This is a genomic window from Streptomyces sp. NPDC002868, from assembly GCF_055563295.1.
The window spans coordinates 26,971-46,824 of record NZ_JBVHDR010000003.1 but is presented as its reverse complement, the minus strand read 5'-3'; the positions used below and the strand labels follow the sequence as shown (position 1 = coordinate 46,824).

The following is a 19,854-nucleotide window of genomic DNA, read 5'->3' as shown; positions in this document are numbered from 1 at the left end:
GGTTAAGCAGCTGTGTCCCGTGCCACGGGCGGCTGTCAGACCGTCGCGGGGACGGGCTCCGGGGCGTCCTGTGCCGCCGCGGCCGCGCGGTCGCGCTTCTCACGCCGTACGAGAATCACCCAGCCGACAGGTACGGCAGCCGTGAAGAGCCACCACTGGACGGCGTACGCCATGTGCGCGCCGATGGAGTCGTGGTCGGGGTCCGGGATCAGTTCGGGGCTGCTGCCGGCGGGCTCGGGCGCGGTCTGCTCCAGATAGCCGCCGAGCACGGTCCGGCCAAGCGCCTTGGCCTGTTGCGCGCTGCTGATCAGCATGACCTGGCGGGGCGGCAGACCGGCCAGGTCCTTGATGCCGCTGGCCTTCGTCGTCTCGTCGGCCTTGAGCCGGCCGGTGACGGTCACGGTGCCCTTGGGGGCGGGCGGCACGGAGGGGAAGGCTCGCTGGTCGGCGGCGGCCGGGATCCAGCCGCGGTTGATCAGGACCGCCCGGCCGTCAGCCAGGATCAGCGGGGTCAGCACATGGAAGCCGACCCGGTCGTCGGCGGAGGTGCGGCGGCGTACGACGACTTCGTGCGAGGTGTCGTAGGTGCCGGTGGCGGTGACCTGCCGCCAGTAGTCGGCGCGCGGGACGGTGTGCCCGGGGGAGGTGAGCCCGGTCACGGGGACGGGCTTCGCCTCGAGGTTCTTGGCGATCAGGGTGTTCTGCGCGACCCGGTGCTGATGCCGGTGGAACTGCCAGAAGCCCAGCTCGATCATCGTGGGGATGAGCACGAGACCGATGAGGGTGAGGATCACCCACTGGCGGGACAACAGGAAGCGGTACACGGCTTCGACCGTACCTGCCGCGGCCTGCGACCCGGACGCGGGGTCCACGTCCGGGTGCCCGGTCACACCTTGTCGACGATGCCCGCCCTCCCCTCCGCGCGGGCGCAGTGTCCGCCGCAGTACCAGTGGCCATCGACCTCGACGCCCTGGCCGATGATCTGGACCCGGCAGTGTTCACAGATGGGCGCCATGCGGTGAATGGCGCAGGAGAAGCAGTCGAAGACGTGCACCGCGCCCTGCGCGTGCACCTCGAAGGACATCCCGTAGTCGTTTCCGCATACCTCGCAACGTGCCATGCGCCACAGGGTGGGACGCGAGGCCGCCGCTCGGCGAGCGGGCGGCGGGCGAGTCGCGCCGGGTTCACTCCGATGCGGGTGCGGGTGCGGGTGCGGGTGCGGGTGCGGGTGCGGGCGCCGGTGTCGGTGTCGGTCCCGGTGCGGATGATGCTGTGGCCACGTCACGCAACAGCTGTGTGAAGGCAGCCTCGTCGACGACCGGCGTGCCGTAAGACTTCGCCTTGAGCGTCTTCGAGGTCGACGCCTCCGGATCGTTGGTCACCAGGAGACTGGTCAGCCGGGACACGCTGGTCGCGACATGCAGCCCGGCCTCGATCGCCCGGTCCTCCAGCAGCTCCCGGTCGACGGATGTGTCCCCGGAGAACGCCACCCGCATCCCCTGCATCAGCAGCCCGCCCACCTCGTACCGCCCGGGGTTGGGATAGGGGCAGGCCGGGCGCTTGCGCGAGGGCCGCCAGCTGCTCTGTCCGTACGAAGCCTGGTAGCCGATCCGCGGGGTCGCGGGGGAGTCCGACCACTCGGTGAGCGGACGGCACTCGAGCAGCGGCAGCCGCACCCCGTCGCGGGCCGCGCTGTGCAGACTCGGCCGGAACGCCTCGGCCAGCACCCGCGCATCGTCCAGCGCGTGGTGCGCCCGCTGCTGCACGACCCCGAAGTGCGCGGCGAGCGACTCCAGCTTGTGGTTGGGCAGCGGCAGCCGCAGCTCCTTGGAGAGCGCGATGGTGCACAGCCGCTGCCGGGTGGGCGCGGTGCGCTGCGCCCGCGCGTACTCCCGGGCGATCATCGACCAGTCGAACATGGCGTTGTGCGCGACAAGGACCCTGCCGTCCAGCCGCTCGGAGAACTCATCGGCGATCTCGCCGAACAGCGGCGCGCCCTCCAGCACATCGCTCGTCAGACCGTGGATCCACACCGGACCCGGATCCCGCTCCGGGTTGACGAGGGTGTACCAGTGGTCCTCGACATTGCCCTGGGCGTCGAGGCGGTACACGGCAGCGGAGATTATCCGGTCCTCGCGAGCGAGTCCGGTGGTCTCCACGTCGACGACCGCGTACCCCTGGGGATACGCGGCCGGCCACGCCGTTGCTGCGGTTGTACGGTCGTCGAGCATGGTCACAGAGAATACGGGCCCGCACTGACAACTCCGGATCGGCCCGGTCGCCGCGCGGCCCGCCCGAGCCGGGTGTCACGGCTCGAGCAACGCGCTCACCAACGCCCGTACGGACGAGGTGAAAAGCCTCTCCGGATCCGCCGGCCGGGCCAGCGCCCGTGCCAGGGCCGGGTCGTGTTCCGCCGTCCTCGCGTCCCACAGCTCGCCCTCGCCGGGCGACTGGACCGGTGAGCGTTCGCGGTTGCGCTCGACGAGTACGAAGCCGACGACCTGGAACTGCACCGCGCGCACCGCCTCCGCGGCGCGCGCCCCGCGCAGCCCCGCGGCGTGCACCTCGTGGACGAGCGCCTGTTGCGCGGGCAGGAACATCCGTTCCGTGAGCCCCCGTTCGTGGACCATCGCGATCAGATGGGGCCGCTCGCGCAGCTCGCGGCGGAGCCTGCGGGCGACCGAGACGACACGCTGGGCGGGCGTGCGGCCCACGGGCCGGATCGCACCCATCTCCTGGACCGTGCGCTCGACCAGTGCGTCCAGCAGCGACTCGCGATTGCCGACATGCCAGTAGATCGAGGTGACCGCCGTGCCGAGCTCGGCGGCGAGCCCCCGCATCGTCAGGGCCTGCGGGCCGTGCTGCTTGACGAGGGCGGCCGCCGCGTCGAGGACCTCGTCGCGGGTCAGGGCGGTGCGTGGCATGGTGCCCCCAATTCTCGGGCGTGCAGGGCTCTTTACCCTTCATCGGCAGCGGTGTAACTGTGTTACAGACCCCGGAAAGGAACACCCCACGAAGGGCGGCAGACATGGCACGCGTACGGTACGGCGCGCGCACGGAGGCGGAGATCGCCGCGGCCCGCGCATCCAGTTCCAGGCTCCCCGACATCTGGTCCACCGGAGTGGTGGCGGTGTGGGAGAGCGACCCGGACGCGGTGGCGGCCGTACTGCCGCCGCCGCTCAAGCCCACCGAACGGCCTCTCGTACGGGCCAACATCAGCAAGGTCGACCTGCCCGGCTATCCGCTCGGCGCCGGCTCGGTGGCGGTCGCCGCGCTGCACGACGGGCGCGAGGGCTGGTATCCGCTCGTCATGCCGATGACCCACGAGCGCGCCCTGATCGGCGGACGTGAGGTGTTCGGCGAGCCGAAGAAGCTGGGCGAAGTCACGGTCGAGCGCGACGGCCTGGTCGTACGGGCCGTGCTCGCCCGGCACGGCATCGCCTTCGTCGAGGTGCGGGGCGCGGTGGACGGACCGCTTCCGCTGCCCGAGCCGGCCGAAAAGCTCGACTTCTACTTCAAGTTCCTGCCCGCGGTCGACGGCCAGGGCTTCGACGCCGACCCCGTACTCGTCCACTGCACCCGCAACGAGAAGTTCCGCATGCTGGAGAAGCTCACCGGCGATGTGGTGCTGCGCGAGTCGATGTACGACCCCGTCGCGGACCTCCCCGTACGCCGCGTCGTCGAGCTCACCATCGGCGAGAAGACCACCGACCAGAAGGGCCGGGTCGCAGAACGCGTGAGCGCGCAGGCGCTGCTGCCCTACATTCACCAGCGCTACGACGACCCGCAGCAGATCCTCGACGGCCCCCCGGCGGGAAGTGTCTGATGGAGCTGACAGCAGGGCAGGTCGCCGTCGTCACCGGCGCCGCGAGCGGCATCGGGCTCGCCATGGCCCGCCGCTTCGCCGCCGAAGGGCTGAAGGTCGTCCTCGCGGACGTCGAGGAGGCGGCGCTGCACAAGGCCGCGGACGAGCTCGCAGAGGACGGCGTGCAGGTGCTCGCCCGCACCGTCGACGTCGGCGAGCGGGAATCCGTACACGCCCTTGCGGACGCCGCGTACGAGACCTTCGGCGCCGTCCATGTGCTGTGCAACAACGCGGGTGTCGGCTCCGGCGCCGAGGGCCGGATGTGGGAGCACGAGCCGAACGACTGGAAGTGGGCCTTCGCCGTCAATGTCTGGGGCGTCTTCCACGGCATCCAGGCCTTCCTTCCGCGCATGATCGCGAGCGCTGAGCCCGGCCATGTCGTCAACACCTCGTCGGGCGACGGCGGGATCGCGCCGCTGCCCACCGCCTCCGTGTACGCCGTCACCAAGGCGGCCGTCGTGACGATGACCGAGTCGCTGTACGCGCACCTCAGGGCGGAGCACGCGCGCGTGGGCGCCTCCGTGCTCTTCCCCGGACCGCACATGCTGCGCACCGGTCTGTGGGAGTCGCACCGCAACAGGCCGCAGCGGTACGCCAAGGAGCGGCCGCGCAGAACTCCGTACCGCAGCCTCGGCCAGTGGGAGTCGGCGATGAAGGACGCCGGGCACGAGGTGACGTTCACACCGGTCGAGGAGGTCGCCGCGTTCGTCGTGGACGGGATCCGCGCGGACCGCTTCTGGATGCTCCCGGCGAGCGAGCACAGCGACCGGCAGATCCGCGCCAGGTCGCAGTCGATGCTCGACCGGGCCGACCCGTCGTATCTCGAGAGCTTCATCCTGGACTGAGGGGCGTGCGATGACCGATACGAACGACCCGTACCTGATCATCTCCTCCGACTGCCACGCCGGACTGCCGACCGAGCGGTACCGGCCCTATCTGGACTCCCGGTTCCACCGGGACTTCGACGCATTCCTCGCGGGGCGCGACCGCCGCCGCGAGGAGATGACCCGCCTCGGCGTACGCAACGAGGCCTTCGCGAGCAAATGGTTCAGCGACAACGAGGAAGGGCTGAAGGGCGGTTGGGACAACGCCCAGCGGCTCAAGGAGCTCGACGGCGACGGGGTGGCGGCCGAGGTCGTCTTCCCGGACGCGGACGCCGTCGACAGCCGGACAGCCGCGCCCTTCGGGGTGGGCCTCGGGCTCTCCGGCGACCAGGACCCCGACCTCGGCATGGCGGGCGCGCAGGCGCACAATCGCTGGCTCGCCGAATTCGTCTCCGCCAGTCCCGAACGGCACTGCGGGGTCGCCCTGCTGCCCGTCACCGGCGAGGTGGAGCGGGTCGTCGCCGAGATCCACCGGGCCAGGGAGTCCGGCCTCGGGGCGCTGATGATCCCCTCGATGTGGGTGGACAAGGAGCCGTACCACGACCGGCGTTACGACCCGATCTGGGCGGCCGCGGCCGAGACCGGCATGCCCGTGGTCACCCACTCCGGCGCCGCCCCGCGCCATGAGTACGGCGACCACCTCGGCATCTATGTCTCCGAGGTCACCTGGTGGCCGGCCCGCCCGCTGTGGTTCCTGCTCTGGTCCGGCGTCTTCGAGCGCCATCCGGGCCTGAAGTTCGGCGTCGCCGAGTCGGGCTGCTGGTGGCTGCCGAACCTCCTCTGGTTCATGGACCGGCTCTACCTCGGCGCGCACGGCGGCAAGAAGCTGTCGCCGTTCGCCGAGCTGAAGCGACCGCCGAGCGAGTATCTCGACCGGCAGATCTTCATCTGCGCCACCAACACCAAGCGGCGCGAGCTCGCGCAGCGGTACGAGATCGGCGTCGACAACATCCTCTGGGGAAGCGACTTCCCGCACCCCGAGGGCACCTGGCCGAAGACGAGGGAGTGGCTGAGGAACACCTTCCACGACATCCCGGTCGCCGAGACCCGCCGGATGCTGGGCCTGGCCGCGGCGGAGGTCTTCGGCTTCCACACCGGGACGCTCGCCCCGATCGCCCGCCGCATCGGCCCCACCCCGGCCGAACTGGGCCAGCCCGAGGACCAGTCGGCGGTCGAGGCGTCCTGGGCGAGGTCGCGGGAGGTCGGCCGGCACTGGCTGACCGACCACGACTTCCCGGTGATGGGAGCCGGCTGATGGACCGCTACACAGTCATCTCCGCAGACTGTCACGCCGGGGCCGATCTCCTCGATTACAAGCCGTACTTGGAGAAGAGCCACCACGACGACTTCGACGCCTGGGCGGACGCCTACGTCAATCCGTACGAGGACCTCCTCGCCGACACCGCCGACCGCAACTGGAACTCGGACCGCAGGGTGGCCGAGCTGGAGGCCGACGGCATCGTCGCCGAGGTCGTCTTCCCCAACACCATCCCGCCCTTCTTCCCCAGCGCCTCACTGATGGCCCCGGCGCCGTCGCGGGAGGAGCACGAGCAGCGCTGGGCGGGTCTGCGTGCCCACAATCGCTGGCTCGCCGACTTCTGCGCGGCGGCCCCCGGACGGCGGGCGGGCGTCGCGCAGATCCTGCTGGGCGACGTCGACGAGGCGGTCCGCGAGATCCGTCGCTCCAAGGAGGCGGGTCTCACCGGCGGGATCCTGCTGCCAGGTACGCCACCGGGCTCGGGCCTGCCGGAGCTGTACTCGCAGACGTACGACCCGATCTGGGCCGTCTGCGACGAGCTCGACGTACCGGTCAACCACCACGGCGGTTCGGCGTCGCCGCCGCTCGGCGAAGAACCGGCCGCCCGCGCGGTGTTCATGGTGGAGACCACCTGGTTCTCGCACCGGGCCCTGTGGCATCTGATCTTCGGCGGTGCCTTCCGCCGCCACCCGGACCTGAAGCTGGTCCTCACCGAGCAGGGCTCGGGCTGGATCCCGGGCGTGCTCGACATGCTGGACTACTACCACGGGCGGCTGGTCGCGGCGGCTTCGCGAGCCCCCACGGCGGAGTCCAAGTTCGGTGCCGGGCTTGCCGCTTCGATGGGCAAGGGACCGAGCGAGGTCTGGCGCGACAACTGCTTCGTCGGCGCGAGCTTCATGCGCCCGCACGAGGTGCCGCTGCGCCACCGGATCGGCCTGGACAAGATCATGTGGGGCAGCGACTATCCGCACGACGAAGGCACCACCCCGTACTCCCGCGAAGGCCTCCGCATCGCCTACGCGGGTCTGCCGAGGGACGAGGTCGCGGCGATGGCCGGCGGCAACGCCGCCCGCGTCTACGGCTTCGACCTCGGCCTCCTCGACCCGATCGCGGCCGAGGTGGGCCCGACGGTCGAGGAGATCGCCGAGCCGCTGGCCGAGATCCCGGCGGACGCGACGAGCCCCGCGTTCGCCCGGGGCGGGTCGGTGCGGGTGTGGTGAGCCCGGGGCGGGTCGTTGCGGGTGTGGTGAACCCCGGGGTGAGACCCTCCCCGGGTGACTGACGCATCCCGGGGCGCACCCCACGACGAAGCTCACGGCGAGGCCCTCGGCGTGCGCCTCAACTGGCTCCGCGCCGCGGTCCTCGGCGCCAACGACGGCATCGTCTCCACCGCGGGCCTCGTCGTCGGCGTCGCGGGCGCCACCGGCTCGCGCGCCACTCTGCTCACGGCGGGCCTTGCCGGACTGCTGGCCGGCTCGATGTCCATGGCGGCCGGTGAGTACGTCTCCGTATCCACCCAGCGCGACTCCGAGAAGGCGGCACTGGCAGTGGAGCGGCGCGAGCTGCGCGAACAGCCGGAGGAGGAACTGGAGGAGCTGACCGGCATGTTGGCGGACCGCGGCCTCTCGCCGGAGGTGGCCCGCGAGGCCGCAGTCCAGCTCACCGAACGCGACGCCCTGCGCGCCCACGCGCGCATGGAGCTCGGCATCAACCCGGACGAGCTGGCCAACCCGTGGCACGCGTCGGGCGCGAGTTTCCTGGCGTTCACGGTGGGCGCGCTGCTCCCGCTGCTGGCGATCGTTCTGCCGCCCTCGTCCCTGCGCCTGCTGGTCACGGTCCTCTCGGTGCTCGCGGCCCTGTGCCTGACGGGCTGGTGGAGCGCCCGCCTGGGCGCGGCGGCGGTGGGTCCGGCGGTGCTTCGCAACGTCGGCGGGGGAGCGCTGGCGATGGCGGTGACGTACGGCGCGGGGTCGCTGCTCGGCGCGGTGGGGGTCTGAGGGCCGGACAGTCCGACGGCCGAGTTGGCAGAAGTCACCAAAAGCAGCTGACAAGTCGTCTCGCATACTTGTGGGTAACAACGTCTAGCCGTGGTCCGGCCTCCGCCTCTACGGTGCTCGCATGCCGAACCTGCCCGATGTCGTGCTGTGGTCGATACCCGCCTTTGTGCTGCTCACCGTCCTGGAGATAGTGAGCTACCGGTTCCATCCGGACGAGGACGCCGCCGGCTACGAGACGAAAGACGCCGCCACCAGCATCGGGATGGGGCTCGGCAGTCTCGTCTTCGACGTCCTGTGGAAGATCCCCATCGTCGCGATCTACACCGCGGTCTACGAACTCACCCCCGCCCGCGTCCCCGTCCTGTGGTGGACCATCCTGCTGATGCTGCTCGTGCAGGACTTCTTCTACTACTGGTCCCACCGCGGCCACCACGTCATCCGGATCCTGTGGGCCTGCCATGTCGTCCATCACTCCAGCCGGAAGTTCAATCTCTCCACCGCGCTGCGTCAGCCCTGGACGAGTCTGACCGTCTGGCCGTTCTATCTGCCGCTCATCGCCTGCGGCGTGCATCCGGCCGCGCTCGCCTTCTGTTCGTCCGCAAACCTCGTGTACCAGTTCTGGGTGCACACCGAGCGGATCGACAAGCTGCCGCGGCCCTTCGAGTACGTACTGAACACGCCCTCCCACCACCGGGTGCACCATGCGTCCCAAGGCGGCTATCTGGACCGGAACTTCGGCGGGATCCTGATCGTGTGGGACCGGCTCTTCGGGTCCTTCGCGGCGGAGACCGAGCGGCCCGTCTTCGGGCTCACCAAGAACATCGAGACGTACAACCCGCTGCGGGTGGCCACGCACGAGTACGCGGCGATCGCCCGGGACGTACGGGCCGCCCGCACCTGGCGCGAGCGGGCCGGGCGGGTCTTCCGCGGGCCCGGCTGGCAGCCGGCCGCTGCCCAGCCGGAGCGGGTCGCGTGAGCTGGGGCAGCTCCGCCTCGCGCGAGCGGCTCGGCCGAATACTCCTCGTCGCGTTCTTCCTCGCCGTCGGCTGCGACCTCGCCTCGCTCGCCCTCGGCATCGACGCCGGGCACACCGCCGCCAAGCCCCTGCTCATGCCGCTGCTCACGGCGTACGCCGCCACCCGCGGCGCACCCCGCATGCTCCTCGCCGCGCTCCTCTTCGGCTGGGGCGGCGATGTCTTCCTGCTCTCCGGCGCGGACTGGGCCTTCCTCGTCGGGATGGGGTCCTTCGCCGCCGGACACGTCTGCTATCTGCTGCTGTTCCGGCATACGCGCACCTCACCGCTTCTCGCGGGCGTGTACGGCATCGCTCTCGTCGGCGCCGTCGCGCTCCTGTGGCCCGACCTCCCCGCCGATCTGCGCATCCCGGTCGCCGGGTACTCCGTGCTGCTCACCGCCATGGCCTGCCGGGCGAGCGGGCTCGGCCTCGTCGCGGGCGCGGGCGGGGCGCTGTTCCTGCTCTCCGACATGCTCATCGCCACCGGTGTCGCCGAATGGCCGCAGCTGCCCGTACCCGACTTCTGGATCATGCTCACCTACTGCGCGGCGCAGCTGCTGCTGGCCACTGGCGTGCTCGCCCGGAGTACGCAGGCGTACCGTGAGAGGCGAATCTCCGTCTGATCAGCAAGGACCTCACCCATGCGCGCCACCGTCATCCACGCCCCGCACGACATCCGCGTGGAGGAGGTGCCCGATCCGGCGATCCAGCAGCCCACCGATGCGGTGCTGCGTGTCCTGCGCGCCTGCATCTGCGGCAGCGACCTGTGGGCGTACCGCGGGGAGTCGGCCCGGCAGCCGGGGCAGCGTATCGGGCACGAGTTCCTCGGCGTGGTCGAGGAGGCGGGGTCCGCTGTCACCGGCTTCCGGCCCGGCGACCTGGTCGTCGCGCCGTTCGTCTGGTCCGACGGCAGCTGTGAGTACTGCGCGGAGGGCCTGCAGACGTCCTGCCCGCAGGGCGGCTTCTGGGGCTCGGTGGGCTCCGACGGCGGCCAGGGCGAAGCCGTACGCGTGCCCTTCGCCGACGGCACCCTCGTCAAGCTCCCCGCCGACGCCGCATCCGACGAACGGCTGCTGACCGCGCTCCTCGCGCTCTCCGATGTGATGGGCACCGGACACCACGCCGCCGTCGGCGCGGGGGTCACGGCCGGCTCGACCGTTGCGGTCGTCGGCGACGGAGCCGTCGGACTGTGCGGTGTGCTGGCCGCCAAGCGGCTCGGCGCCGAGCGGATCATCGCGCTCGGCCGCCACGAGGTGCGTACCGACATCGCCCTTACTTTCGGCGCCACCGACGTCGTCGCCGAGCGCGGCGACGCGGCCGTGGCCGCCGTCCGCGAGCTGACCGGCGGGCAGGGCGCGCACGCCGTGATCGAGGCCGTCGGCACCGAGCAGTCGATGCGCACGGCGGTCGGGATCACCCGCGACGGCGGCGCGATCGGCTATGTCGGCGTGCCGCACGGCAGCGGCACCGGCCTCGACCTGAGCGTGATGTTCGACCGGAACATCGCCCTGCGCGGCGGCGTCGCGCCCGTACGCGCGTACATCCCCGAGCTGCTCCCCGACGTCCTGGACGGCACGATCGACCCGTCGCCCGTCTTCGACCTGTCGGTCGGCCTCGACGGCGTCCCGGCCGGCTACAAGGCGATGGACGAGCGCACCGCGCTGAAGGTCCTCATCACGCCGTAACGCGATCACGCCGTAACGAGGCCTACGCGGCGCAGACCTCACGCGACCGTACTCAGCGCCACTCGGGCGCGTCCGTGCCCCAAATGCCGGGCGGACGCGCCCAGTTGGCCGGGCTGCCCGCGAAGGAAACCGGCGGCAGGGCATGCCGTAGCCGCCCCATCGGGCTGTCCGTCTCGGTGAGCCAGGGCTCGGGGTCGTACGCCGCTTCCTCGGGCTTACCTCTCTCAAGGCCGTTCACCAGCCAGGCAGCAGTCCGGGAGAGGGCGAGCCGCACCAGCCTGGCCCCGCCCTCGTCGTGCTGGTCGGTGAGCGCGCGCAGGACGCCGGCCGCCAGCAGATACCCGGTGCCGTGGTCCAGGGCCTGGGCGGGCAGCGCGCCGGGCTGTCCCTGATCGCCCTCGATCGCGGCGATGCCCGTGGCCGCCTGCACCAGGCTGTCGAAGCCGCGCCGCTCGCGCCAGGGCCCGTACCGCCCCCAGGCGGAGAGCTGGGCGACGACCAGCCCGGGCCGGCGGACGGCCAGCGCCTCGGGCGTCAGCCCCGGGAAGCGGTCCAGGGCGCCCGGCCGGTAGCCCAGCACCACCACATCGGCGCTCTCCAGCAGCTCCTCGAAGATCCGCCGGTCGCCGCCTCGGTCGCCGCCCCGGTCGCCCCGGTCGCCGAGATCGAGCCGCGTCGAGCGCTTCCCCATGCCGGTGTCGTTGTGCGCGTCCTGGCTCTCCGGCAGTTGGGGAGCATCGATGCGCAGCACATCCGCGCCGAGCAGCGCGAGCGTGCGGGTGGCGACCGGCCCGGCGAGCACGCGGGTGAGGTCGAGGACCCGCAGCCCGGCGGCCGGCAGAGTCACGTCCCCGGTCAACTCGGGGAGCCGACGCGGTGGTTGCTCCCCCAAGTCGTAGAGCGGCGTGCGTGTCAGCAGCGGCGCGGCGGCAGCCAGCGCCCCCTGCTCGTGTGCCGCCCACTCCTCGGGCGTACGGGCGGCGACCGCAAGCCCGCCCGCCGCGTACACCGTCTCCTCGACCTCCGCGGCTCCGCGCCGGCCGATCACGTCCGCGACGGCCTCCACGCCGGCGTCGGCCGGCAGCCCGAGACAGGCCAGCAACCTGGCGCGGTGGTGCGGGTAGTTGGCGTGCGTACGGACCCACCCGTCGGCCGCCTGCCAGAAGCGGGACAGGGGAGCGAAGGTCGTCGGCGCCTCGCCGTCGACCCGTACCAGCCGGTCGCTGAGGAACGCCGCGGTCACCGCTCCGTCGTCGACGCGGACGGACGGGACGGGGCCGCCGGTGCGGCGGGCGGCGAGTTCGGCCGCGGCCAGTGCGCAAACCGCCACGGTGGAGCGTGCCAGCTCCATGACGGGCAGTTCGGCGGGAAGTCCGCCCGTGCCTTCGTACCGGACGCGGTCGAGGAAGGCGGGATCGCCGCCGAGCGCCGCCCAGGCCTGGGCCGTACCACTGAGTGCTGCGTGGACCATGCAGCCACTATGGCACTCGGTGCCACATAGAGAGGGGCCGGACGCGGAATCCCGCGCCCGGCCCCCGGGTCAAGCACTTCTACCGGCGAACCGCGTCCAGCGCGTCCGCGACGCCCGTCCCGTAGAAGCCGTTTTCACGCCTGCCGCCCTCGCACACCGCGTCGACCGTGCCGTCGCCGTTGATGTCGTACGGGTTGGTGCACTCGGTGTCGTCCGCCTGCGCGTACAGCAGCGCCTTCACGCCCGGCGCCGAAGCGTGCGGATGCGTCGACTTGATCAGCGCGACGACGCCCGCGACATGCGGCGAGGCCATGGACGTACCGGCCTTGTAGCCGTACCCGCCGCCCGGCAGCGTGGACAGGATCCGGCCGTCGACGGCCGGCGCGTCCGGCTTCTGGTAGAGAGTCGAGTCGCCGCCCGGGGCGGAGACGTCGATCACGCCGAGGCCGTAGTTGGAGTACGAGGACTTCAGGTTCTTCGCGCCCAGAGCGGAGACGGTGACGACACCGGGGATCTGGGTCGGGATGTCCAGGCACTCACGCGGGTTGATGACCCGCTCGACCGGAGTGGTGTCGTTCGGGCTCGTCGTGTCGGTGAGCTCGTCGGCGGCGAGGTCCATCCGGGAGTTGCCGGCCGCGGCGACGTTCACCGCGCCCTTGCGCTCCGCGTACCGGATGGCCCGGGCGTGTGCCTCGACCAGAGCCGCCTGGTCGGCGTCGTTCTTGCAGTTGAACAGCCACGGGTCGGTGTAGTAGCTGTTGTTGGTCACATCGACGCCGTGCTCGGCGGCCCAGACGAAGCCGCAGACGACCGCTTCGGTGTAGAAGAAGCCGTCCGGCTGCGACACCTTGATGCCGGAGACCTTCACGCCCGGCGCGACGCCGGTGACGCCGATGCCGTTCTTCGCCGCGGCTATCGTGCCCGCGACATGTGTGCCGTGGTCGCTCTCGCCCGGGCCGGGACGCCAGGCGCCGTCCGCGGTGTTGGGCGCGCCGCCCACGCAGCTGACCGACGCGGCGCGGTCGAAGTTCGGCGCGAGGTCCGGGTGCGTGTCGTCGACACCCGTGTCGATGACCGCGACGGTGACCTTCTTGCTGCCCAGCGTCTTCTCGTGGGCCTTGTCCGCCTTGATGGCGGGCAGGTCCCACTGCAGGGGCTCGAGCGGGTCCTGGTCCGCGTCCGCCTGGGCGGCCGCGGTCTTGGCCTCGGCAGCGGTGAGCGGACGCTCCGAATCGATCGCCGTGTCGGCCGCGGCGGTCAGCGGGGCGGTGCGAGTGACACCGGCCGACTGGACGCCCTTGACCGTACGGATCGTCTTGGCGAAGTCCGGGTTCTGCGAGTGGACGACGATGACGCCTATCTGGTCGTAGGCGATCACCACCGAGCCGCCGGCCTTGGCTATTGCCTTCTTGACCGACTTGGCGGTGCCGTGCCCGCCCTTGACGTTCACGACGTACGACAGCTTCGGGCCGTCGGTCACCACCGCGGCGGGTACTTCGTCCGCCGGAGCTGCCGAGGCGGCTCCCGCGGGGAGGAAGCCGAGCGAGGCCGTGAGCGCCAGACCGGCGGGCAGGGCAAGCACGCGCCGCCGTCTGGATCCCAGATGAGCCATGGGTTCTCCACATCATCCGTGACAAACCGGCCAGACGCACAGTGCGACTGGTCGGGTACATGACGAGCGAAGTTATCGCCGATCATGGGCCGCCATCAATGAGTTGGGGAAGAAATCGGCAGAAAGGCCGGAGAAAGTCCGGCGAGTGTCCGGAAGAAAAAGGCCGATGTTGAACCGGTTCGGTGCGCTCTCCGTGCCGTTGTCAGGGGGTGGAGCAACATCAAACCGCCCCCGACTGTGAGGTCCCCTTGTCCATCCCCACCGCACCCGCGTCGCGAGGAGATTCCGTGGCTACCGATGCACTCCCGCCCCCCGGCGGTACGGACACCAGCCCCGCTCAGCCCACGACAGAGTCGTTCGTCGAGGTGCAGGAGAGTGCGGAATTCGGCGAACTGCGCCGCACATACCGCTCCTTCGCCTTCCCCCTGACCGTCGCATTCATCGCCTGGTACCTGCTCTACGTGCTGCTGTCCAACTACGCCGGCGGCTTTATGGGCACCAAGCTCTTCGGCAACATCAACGTCGCCCTCGTCTTCGGTCTCGCCCAGTTCGCCACCACCTTCCTCATCGCCTGGCTCTATTCGCGTCATGCCGCCGCGAAGCTCGACCCGAAGGCCGAAGCGATCAAGTCCCGCATGGAGGCCGACGCATGAGCTCCGCGTACGCCGCGTATCCCACCGTCCAGCTGGCCGCCGAGGGCGCGAGCGAACACCGGCCGCTGATCATCACGCTCTTCGCGTGCTTCGTCGTCGCGACCCTGATCATCACCGTGTGGGCAGGACGCCAGACGAAGAACGCCGCCGACTTCTATGCGGGCGGCCGCCAGTTCACCGGCTTCCAGAACGGCCTCGCGGTCTCCGGCGACTACATGTCCGCCGCGTCCTTCCTCGGCATCGCGGGCGCCATCGCCCTGTTCGGTTACGACGGCTTCCTCTACTCGATCGGCTTCCTGGTCGCCTGGCTGGTCGCGCTGCTGCTCGTGGCCGAACCGCTGCGTAATTCCGGCCGCTACACGATGGGCGACGTCCTCGCCTACCGCATGCGCCAGCGCCCGGTCCGAACTGCCGCCGGAACCTCCACCATCGTCGTCTCGATCTTCTATCTGCTGGCGCAGATGGCGGGCGCGGGCGTGCTGGTCTCGCTGCTGCTCGGCATCACCAGCGACGCCGGCAAGATCGCGATCGTCGCCCTGGTCGGCGTACTGATGATCGTGTACGTCACCATCGGCGGCATGAAGGGCACCACCTGGGTGCAGATGGTCAAGGCCGTCCTGCTCATCGCGGGCACCTTGCTCATCACCTTCCTGATCCTGCTGAAGTTCAACTTCAACCTCTCCGACCTGCTCGGCACGGCGGCCTCGAACAGTGGCAAGGGGTCGGCCTTCCTGGAGCCGGGCCTCAAGTACGGCGCCACCAGCATCTCGAAGCTGGACTTCATCTCGCTCGGTATCGCCCTGGTGCTCGGCACCGCGGGTCTGCCGCACATCCTGATCCGCTTCTACACCGTGCCCACCGCCAAGGCCGCCCGTAAGTCCGTCAACTGGGCGATCGGCATCATCGGCGCGTTCTATCTGATGACGATCGTGCTCGGCTTCGGCGCCGCGGCGCTGCTCAAGCCCGCCGACATCATCGCCTCCAACAAGGCGGGCAACACGGCGGCGCCGCTGGCGGCCCTGGAGATCGGCGGCGGCTCGGGATCCACCGGTGGCGCCATACTGCTCGCGGTGATCTCCGCGGTCGCCTTCGCCACCATCCTCGCGGTGGTCGCGGGCCTGACCCTGGCGTCCTCGTCCTCCTTCGCGCACGACATCTACGCGAACGTCATCCGCAAGGGCAACGCCACCGAGAAGGAAGAGGTCCGCGCGGCCCGCTGGGCGACGGTCGCCATCGGCGTCGTCTCCATCGGGCTCGGCGCAATGGCCCGCGATCTGAACGTCGCCGGCCTCGTCGCTCTGGCCTTCGCGGTCGCCGCGTCCGCGAACCTGCCGACGATCCTCTACAGCCTGTTCTGGAAGAGGTTCACCACGCAGGGCGCGCTGTGGTCCATCTACGGCGGTCTGACCTCGGCCGTGGTGCTGGTGCTGTTCTCGCCGGTCGTCTCCGGCAAGCCCACCTCCATGTTCAAGGAGGCGGACTTCTACTGGTTCCCGCTGGAGAACCCGGGCATCGTCTCGATTCCGCTGGGCTTCCTGCTCGGCTGGCTCGGCTCTCTCCTGTCCAAGGAGGAGCCCGACAAGGGCAAGTACGCGGAGCTCGAGGTCAAGTCCCTCACCGGCACCGGAGCCCACTGAGCAGGACCGTTGTACGAGGCATGGGTCGCGGCCGCGTCGTAGAGTCCTACGACGCGGCCGCGCCGTACCTCGTGACAATCGGGCCCCACCGTTGTCAGAGCTCTGGCGTAGGCTCGAAGCCATCAGATCCGCGAATGAGGGAGGGGGCCCACAGTGCTCATCGACACCTATGGCCGTGTGGCCACTGACCTGCGTGTTTCGCTCACGGACCGATGCAATCTGCGGTGTACGTACTGTATGCCGGAAGAAGGTCTGCAGTGGCTCGCCAAGCCGGATCTGCTCAGTGACGACGAGATCGTCCGGCTGATTCGCATCGCCGTCACGGACCTCGGCATCACCGAGGTCCGCTTCACCGGCGGGGAGCCGCTGCTGCGGCCCGGGCTGGTCGGGATCGTCGAGCGCTGCGCCGCTCTGCAGCCCCGCCCCAAGATGTCGCTGACCACCAACGGCATCGGGCTCAAGCGCACGGCCACCGCCCTCAAGGCCGCCGGTCTGGACCGGGTCAATGTCTCGCTGGACACCCTGCGGCCCGACGTCTTCAAGACCCTCACCCGCCGCGACCGCCACCACGACGTGCTGGACGGCCTGGAGGCCGCCCGCGCCGCGGGCCTCACCCCGGTCAAGGTCAATACGGTCCTGATGCCGGGCCTCAATGACGACGAGGCCCCCGAGCTGCTCGCCTGGGCCGTGGAGAACGACTACGAGCTGCGTTTCATCGAGCAGATGCCGCTCGACGCACAGCACGGCTGGAAGCGTGACGGCATGATCACCGCGGGTGACATCCTCGAGTCGCTGCGTACGCGCTTCACGCTCACCGCCGAGGGCGAGGAGGAGCGCGGCTCCGCGCCCGCCGAGCGCTGGGTCGTGGACGGCGGACCACACCGGGTCGGGGTCATCGCCTCGGTAACCCGCCCCTTCTGCCAGGCCTGCGACCGGACCAGGCTCACCGCCGACGGCCAGGTGCGCAACTGCCTGTTCGCCCGCGAGGAGACGGATCTGCGCGCGGCGCTGCGCTCGGAGGCTCCCGACGAGGAGATCGCCCGTATATGGAAGCTGGCGATGTGGGGCAAGAAGGCGGGCTCGGGCCTCGACGACCCGGCGTTCCTGCAGCCCGACCGTCCGATGTCAGCGATCGGCGGCTGAGGACTCCCACTCCGGGAGCGTCACGACATCCTTCAAGAAGCCACGCACATCCAGGAATTGGGAGAGATGCTCACGGTGCTCCTCACAGGCCAGCCAGGTCTTGCGGCGCTCCGGGGTGTGCAGCTTCGGGTTGTTCCATGCGAGCACCCAGACCGCCTCGGCACGGCAGCCCTTGGCGGAGCAGATGGGTGTTTCGTCACTCATTGATATTCATCCCAAACAAGGCGACGCCGAGCAGCCACGGGGGGAGCTGCCCGGCGTCGGTCCGTCGCTCCGACGGGGGATGCGGAGCGCGCTTCGAAGTATGTCACGGGGAACGGGGGGAAGTGCACTGGAACTTCACGATTGATCTGAGCTTTTATTGAGCTTTGCAGCCCCGTGGAATCAGCTCTGTTCCGGTCTCTGACGGTCCCGTTCGTAGCCGTCGCCTTCCGCCTCGGATTCCGCCTCGGATTCCGCGGTGGGTTCCGCGGTGGGTTCCGCGTCGGCAGGCGTGGGGACGGGCGCGATCATTGGCCGCGACGGGGTGGGGACGAACGTCGAGGGCAGCGAAGGGGGGTTCTCGCGGCCCGCGTTGGCGATCACCACGGCGATGTACGGAAGCACCCCACCGAGCACCAGTGCCACGATCGCCACGTGGCGTTCCACATTCCACAGGACTGCGGCGAGGATCACCGCCACCGTCCGCACCGACATGGAGATCACATAGCGACGCTGCCGGCCGCGCACATCGTCGGCGAGCCCCTGCCGGGCTCCCGTGATCCGGAAGACCTCCGTATCGCCATGCTTCCGCATCACGTTCCACCACCTGGCTTCCGCGTCGGACGCTCCCCGGTCCTGACGTGTTCCACCGTACGCCGCGGCACCGACACCTACGAGAGTGGGTCATGGGCCCGGCTGCCTGTCCCCAGCTGCGCCATAGCGCGTATGGCGTCGCCCGACATGCGCTGTATGGCCGATCGGCCGACACTGGCGGCATCACTGCTCACGTAGAGCCGTACGAGGAGGCAGCCATGGGCTGGTTGTGGGCGATCATCGTGGGATTCGTGCTGGGCTTGATCGCAAAGGCGATCCTGCCGGGCAAACAGCACATGCCCCTCTGGCTGACCACCATCCTGGGCATCGGCGGCGCTGTGCTCGGCAACTGGATCGCGATGGGACTCGGGATCGCCGAGACCAGTGGCATCGACTGGGGCCGCCATCTGCTTCAGATCGCGGCGGCCGTTGTGCTCGTCTTCCTGGGCGAGATGGCGTACAACGCCGCACGGGGCAGCAGGCAGAGAGCCTGATCCAGGAAACGGCGACGGCCGACCGGGCGCGATGCCCGTCCGGCCGCCGCCGTGCGGAGTTGTGCGCCGGATCAGGCCGTCGTGACCTCGACCGCCGCGAGGTTCTTCTTGCCGCGGCGCAGTACGAGCCAGCGACCGTGGAGCAGATCGTCCCGCGCCGGTACGGCGTCCTCCGCGGCGACCTTGACGTTGTTCACGTAGGCGCCGCCCTCCTTGACCGTGCGGCGGGCGGCCGACTTGCTGGGGACCAGGCCGACCTCCGCGAGCAGGTCCACCACCGGGGCAAGCTCGGCTACCTGAGCGTGCGGCAGCTCGGAGAGCGCCGCACGCAGCGTCGCCTCGTCGAGCTCGGCCAGCTCGCCCTGACCGAACAGCGCCTTCGACGCCGTCACAACCGCCGCGCACTGGTCGGCGCCGTGGACCAGCGTCGTCAGCTCCTCCGCCAGCGCCCGCTGGGCCGCACGCGCCTGCGGGCGCTCCTCGGTCAGCTTCTCCAGCTCCTCGATCTCCTCGCGGGACTTGAAGCTGAAGATCCGCAGGAACTTCGAGACGTCCCGGTCGTCCGCGTTCAGCCAGAACTGGTAGAAGGCGTACGGCGTGGTCCGCTCCGGATCCAGCCAGACCGTGCCGGACTCCGTCTTGCCGAACTTCGTGCCGTCGGCCTTCGTGATCAGCGGGGTGGCCAGCGCGTGCACGTCGGCCTCCGGCTCGACCCGGTGGATCAGGTCGGTGCCCGCGGTGAGATTGCCCCACTGGTCGCTGCCGCCGGTCTGCAGGACGCAGCCGTACCGCCGGTACAGCTCCAGGTAGTCCATGCCCTGCAGGATCTGGTAACTGAACTCGGTGTAGCTGATGCCCGCGTCGGAGTTCAGCCGCCGCGCGACCGCCTCCTTCGCGATCATCTTGTTGACCCGGAAGTACTTGCCGACGTCGCGCAGGAAGTCGATCGCCGACAGACCCGACGTCCAGTCCAGGTTGTTGACCATGGTCGCGGCGTGCGGTCCTTCGAAGTCGAGGAACCGCTCGATCTGCCCGCGCAGCCGCTCCACCCAGCCCGCGACGACCTCCGGCGCGTTCAGCGTGCGCTCGGAGTTCGGCTTCGGGTCGCCGATCAGACCGGTCGCCCCGCCGACCAGCCCCAGCGGGCGGTTGCCCGCCTGCTGGATCCGGCGCATGGTGAGGATCTGGACCAGATTGCCGAGGTGCAGGCTCGGCGCGGTCGGGTCGAAGCCGCAATAGAACGTGACGGGACCGTCCGCGAACGCCTTGCGCAATGCGTCCTCGTCAGTGGAGAGGGCGATCAGCCCGCGCCACTGCAGTTCGTCGACGATGTCCGTCACTTCTC

21 protein-coding genes are annotated in these 19,854 nt (G+C 70.2%); 12 read left to right on the top strand and 9 right to left on the bottom strand.

Annotated elements, in window-relative coordinates:
* Positions 1-35: 35 nt before the first annotated feature.
* The 4 genes from ACZ3H8_RS11010 to ACZ3H8_RS10995 form a co-directional block, all read right to left on the bottom strand.
* Positions 36-824, bottom strand: a complete 789-nt coding sequence (locus tag ACZ3H8_RS11010; protein WP_467401264.1) for an SURF1 family cytochrome oxidase biogenesis protein — start codon at positions 822-824, stop codon at positions 36-38.
* A gap of 62 nt (positions 825-886) precedes the next feature.
* Positions 887-1,120, bottom strand: coding sequence for a hypothetical protein (locus tag ACZ3H8_RS11005; protein WP_307664289.1), 234 nt, complete (start codon positions 1,118-1,120; stop codon positions 887-889).
* Positions 1,121-1,184: 64 nt separating this feature from the next.
* A complete protein-coding gene (locus ACZ3H8_RS11000; RefSeq protein WP_467400100.1) occupies positions 1,185-2,231 on the bottom strand; it encodes a DEDDh family exonuclease in 1,047 nt (348 codons plus the stop codon).
* A 75-nt stretch (positions 2,232-2,306) separates the two neighbouring features.
* Complete coding sequence (locus tag ACZ3H8_RS10995) at positions 2,307-2,924, bottom strand: TetR/AcrR family transcriptional regulator (protein WP_467400097.1); 618 nt, start codon at positions 2,922-2,924, stop codon at positions 2,307-2,309.
* A 104-nt stretch (positions 2,925-3,028) separates the two neighbouring features.
* On the opposite strand from ACZ3H8_RS10995, the gene ACZ3H8_RS10990 reads away from it, so the two are divergent.
* From ACZ3H8_RS10990 to ACZ3H8_RS10955, 8 genes are all read left to right on the top strand, one after another.
* Positions 3,029-3,826 carry an acetoacetate decarboxylase family protein gene (locus ACZ3H8_RS10990; protein ID WP_467400095.1) on the top strand — a complete coding sequence of 266 codons (798 nt, stop codon included), beginning with the start codon at positions 3,029-3,031 and terminating at the stop codon, positions 3,824-3,826.
* Entirely contained in the window at positions 3,826-4,710 is an 885-nt protein-coding gene (locus ACZ3H8_RS10985; protein WP_467400093.1) for an SDR family NAD(P)-dependent oxidoreductase, read from the top strand. Before ACZ3H8_RS10990 ends, ACZ3H8_RS10985 begins: the two co-directional genes overlap by 1 nt.
* 10 nt (positions 4,711-4,720) lie before the next feature.
* The gene (locus ACZ3H8_RS10980; RefSeq protein WP_467400090.1) at positions 4,721-6,004 is read left to right on the top strand and encodes an amidohydrolase family protein; all 1,284 of its coding nucleotides are present in this window, start codon (positions 4,721-4,723) and stop codon (positions 6,002-6,004) included.
* Complete coding sequence (locus ACZ3H8_RS10975; protein WP_467400088.1) at positions 6,004-7,227, top strand: amidohydrolase family protein; 1,224 nt, start codon at positions 6,004-6,006, stop codon at positions 7,225-7,227. The genes ACZ3H8_RS10980 and ACZ3H8_RS10975 overlap by 1 nt, the downstream gene beginning before the upstream one ends.
* Positions 7,228-7,281: 54 nt before the next feature.
* Entirely contained in the window at positions 7,282-8,004 is a 723-nt protein-coding gene (locus tag ACZ3H8_RS10970) for a VIT1/CCC1 transporter family protein (protein ID WP_467400086.1), read from the top strand.
* Positions 8,005-8,125: 121 nt separating this feature from the next.
* Entirely contained in the window at positions 8,126-8,980 is an 855-nt protein-coding gene (locus tag ACZ3H8_RS10965) for a sterol desaturase family protein (RefSeq protein ID WP_467400085.1), read from the top strand.
* Positions 8,977-9,642: a lysoplasmalogenase gene (locus tag ACZ3H8_RS10960; RefSeq protein ID WP_467400083.1), complete on the top strand. Its 666-nt coding sequence runs from the start codon at positions 8,977-8,979 to the stop codon at positions 9,640-9,642. Before ACZ3H8_RS10965 ends, ACZ3H8_RS10960 begins: the two co-directional genes overlap by 4 nt.
* Positions 9,643-9,660: 18 nt before the next feature.
* Complete coding sequence (locus tag ACZ3H8_RS10955; RefSeq protein WP_467400080.1) at positions 9,661-10,704, top strand: zinc-dependent alcohol dehydrogenase family protein; 1,044 nt, start codon at positions 9,661-9,663, stop codon at positions 10,702-10,704.
* A gap of 52 nt (positions 10,705-10,756) precedes the next feature.
* On the opposite strand, the gene ACZ3H8_RS10950 is transcribed toward ACZ3H8_RS10955, so the two are convergent.
* Positions 10,757-12,175: a CoA transferase gene (locus tag ACZ3H8_RS10950; protein WP_467400078.1), complete on the bottom strand. Its 1,419-nt coding sequence runs from the start codon at positions 12,173-12,175 to the stop codon at positions 10,757-10,759.
* A gap of 79 nt (positions 12,176-12,254) precedes the next feature.
* Complete coding sequence (locus ACZ3H8_RS10945) at positions 12,255-13,787, bottom strand: S8 family peptidase (protein WP_467400075.1); 1,533 nt, start codon at positions 13,785-13,787, stop codon at positions 12,255-12,257.
* A 287-nt stretch (positions 13,788-14,074) separates the two neighbouring features.
* Here ACZ3H8_RS10945 and ACZ3H8_RS10940 point away from each other — a divergent pair, with 287 nt between their 5' ends.
* The 3 genes from ACZ3H8_RS10940 to moaA all read left to right on the top strand — a co-directional run bounded on the left by ACZ3H8_RS10940 (position 14,075) and on the right by moaA (position 17,220).
* Complete coding sequence (locus ACZ3H8_RS10940) at positions 14,075-14,440, top strand: DUF485 domain-containing protein (RefSeq protein WP_307664298.1); 366 nt, start codon at positions 14,075-14,077, stop codon at positions 14,438-14,440.
* On the top strand, positions 14,437-16,077 hold the full coding sequence (locus ACZ3H8_RS10935) for a solute symporter family protein (protein WP_307664299.1): 1,641 nt from the start codon (positions 14,437-14,439) through the stop codon (positions 16,075-16,077). The genes ACZ3H8_RS10940 and ACZ3H8_RS10935 overlap by 4 nt, the downstream gene beginning before the upstream one ends.
* A 153-nt stretch (positions 16,078-16,230) precedes the next feature.
* Positions 16,231-17,220 (top strand): GTP 3',8-cyclase MoaA, encoded by a 990-nt coding sequence (gene moaA / locus ACZ3H8_RS10930; protein ID WP_467400072.1) that lies wholly within the window; start codon positions 16,231-16,233, stop codon positions 17,218-17,220.
* Here the strand turns inward: moaA and ACZ3H8_RS10925 are convergent.
* Both ACZ3H8_RS10925 and ACZ3H8_RS10920 read right to left on the bottom strand, forming a co-directional pair.
* Positions 17,203-17,424: a hypothetical protein gene (locus ACZ3H8_RS10925; RefSeq protein ID WP_467400069.1), complete on the bottom strand. Its 222-nt coding sequence runs from the start codon at positions 17,422-17,424 to the stop codon at positions 17,203-17,205. The two genes, moaA and ACZ3H8_RS10925, sit on opposite strands and share 18 nt — an antisense overlap.
* A 180-nt stretch (positions 17,425-17,604) precedes the next feature.
* Positions 17,605-18,015, bottom strand: a complete 411-nt coding sequence (locus tag ACZ3H8_RS10920; protein WP_467401261.1) for a DUF3099 domain-containing protein — start codon at positions 18,013-18,015, stop codon at positions 17,605-17,607.
* Positions 18,016-18,233: 218 nt separating this feature from the next.
* On the opposite strand from ACZ3H8_RS10920, the gene ACZ3H8_RS10915 reads away from it, so the two are divergent.
* Positions 18,234-18,509 (top strand): GlsB/YeaQ/YmgE family stress response membrane protein, encoded by a 276-nt coding sequence (locus ACZ3H8_RS10915; RefSeq protein ID WP_467400068.1) that lies wholly within the window; start codon positions 18,234-18,236, stop codon positions 18,507-18,509.
* A 71-nt stretch (positions 18,510-18,580) separates the two neighbouring features.
* On the opposite strand, the gene tyrS is transcribed toward ACZ3H8_RS10915, so the two are convergent.
* Positions 18,581-19,849, bottom strand: coding sequence for a tyrosine--tRNA ligase (gene tyrS / locus ACZ3H8_RS10910; RefSeq protein WP_467400066.1), 1,269 nt, complete (start codon positions 19,847-19,849; stop codon positions 18,581-18,583).
* Positions 19,850-19,854 lie beyond the last annotated feature (5 nt).

What these genes read in the sequence shown, in the direction of transcription:
- ACZ3H8_RS10945 (WP_467400075.1), bottom strand. Translation starts at nt 13,787, where the DNA reads ATGGCTCATCTGGGATCCAGACGGCGGCGCGTGCTTGCCCTGCCCGCC.
- ACZ3H8_RS10950 (WP_467400078.1), bottom strand. Translation starts at nt 12,175, where the DNA reads ATGGTCCACGCAGCACTCAGTGGTACGGCCCAGGCCTGGGCGGCGCTC.
- ACZ3H8_RS11000 (WP_467400100.1), bottom strand. Translation starts at nt 2,231, where the DNA reads ATGCTCGACGACCGTACAACCGCAGCAACGGCGTGGCCGGCCGCGTAT.
- ACZ3H8_RS10990 (WP_467400095.1), top strand. Translation starts at nt 3,029, where the DNA reads ATGGCACGCGTACGGTACGGCGCGCGCACGGAGGCGGAGATCGCCGCG.
- ACZ3H8_RS10980 (WP_467400090.1), top strand. Translation starts at nt 4,721, where the DNA reads ATGACCGATACGAACGACCCGTACCTGATCATCTCCTCCGACTGCCAC.
- ACZ3H8_RS10915 (WP_467400068.1), top strand. Translation starts at nt 18,234, where the DNA reads ATGGGCTGGTTGTGGGCGATCATCGTGGGATTCGTGCTGGGCTTGATC.
- ACZ3H8_RS10920 (WP_467401261.1), bottom strand. Translation starts at nt 18,015, where the DNA reads ATGCGGAAGCATGGCGATACGGAGGTCTTCCGGATCACGGGAGCCCGG.
- ACZ3H8_RS10965 (WP_467400085.1), top strand. Translation starts at nt 8,126, where the DNA reads ATGCCGAACCTGCCCGATGTCGTGCTGTGGTCGATACCCGCCTTTGTG.
- ACZ3H8_RS10925 (WP_467400069.1), bottom strand. Translation starts at nt 17,424, where the DNA reads ATGAGTGACGAAACACCCATCTGCTCCGCCAAGGGCTGCCGTGCCGAG.
- ACZ3H8_RS10955 (WP_467400080.1), top strand. Translation starts at nt 9,661, where the DNA reads ATGCGCGCCACCGTCATCCACGCCCCGCACGACATCCGCGTGGAGGAG.
- ACZ3H8_RS10985 (WP_467400093.1), top strand. Translation starts at nt 3,826, where the DNA reads ATGGAGCTGACAGCAGGGCAGGTCGCCGTCGTCACCGGCGCCGCGAGC.
- ACZ3H8_RS10995 (WP_467400097.1), bottom strand. Translation starts at nt 2,924, where the DNA reads ATGCCACGCACCGCCCTGACCCGCGACGAGGTCCTCGACGCGGCGGCC.
- ACZ3H8_RS10935 (WP_307664299.1), top strand. Translation starts at nt 14,437, where the DNA reads ATGAGCTCCGCGTACGCCGCGTATCCCACCGTCCAGCTGGCCGCCGAG.
- ACZ3H8_RS10975 (WP_467400088.1), top strand. Translation starts at nt 6,004, where the DNA reads ATGGACCGCTACACAGTCATCTCCGCAGACTGTCACGCCGGGGCCGAT.
- ACZ3H8_RS11005 (WP_307664289.1), bottom strand. Translation starts at nt 1,120, where the DNA reads ATGGCACGTTGCGAGGTATGCGGAAACGACTACGGGATGTCCTTCGAG.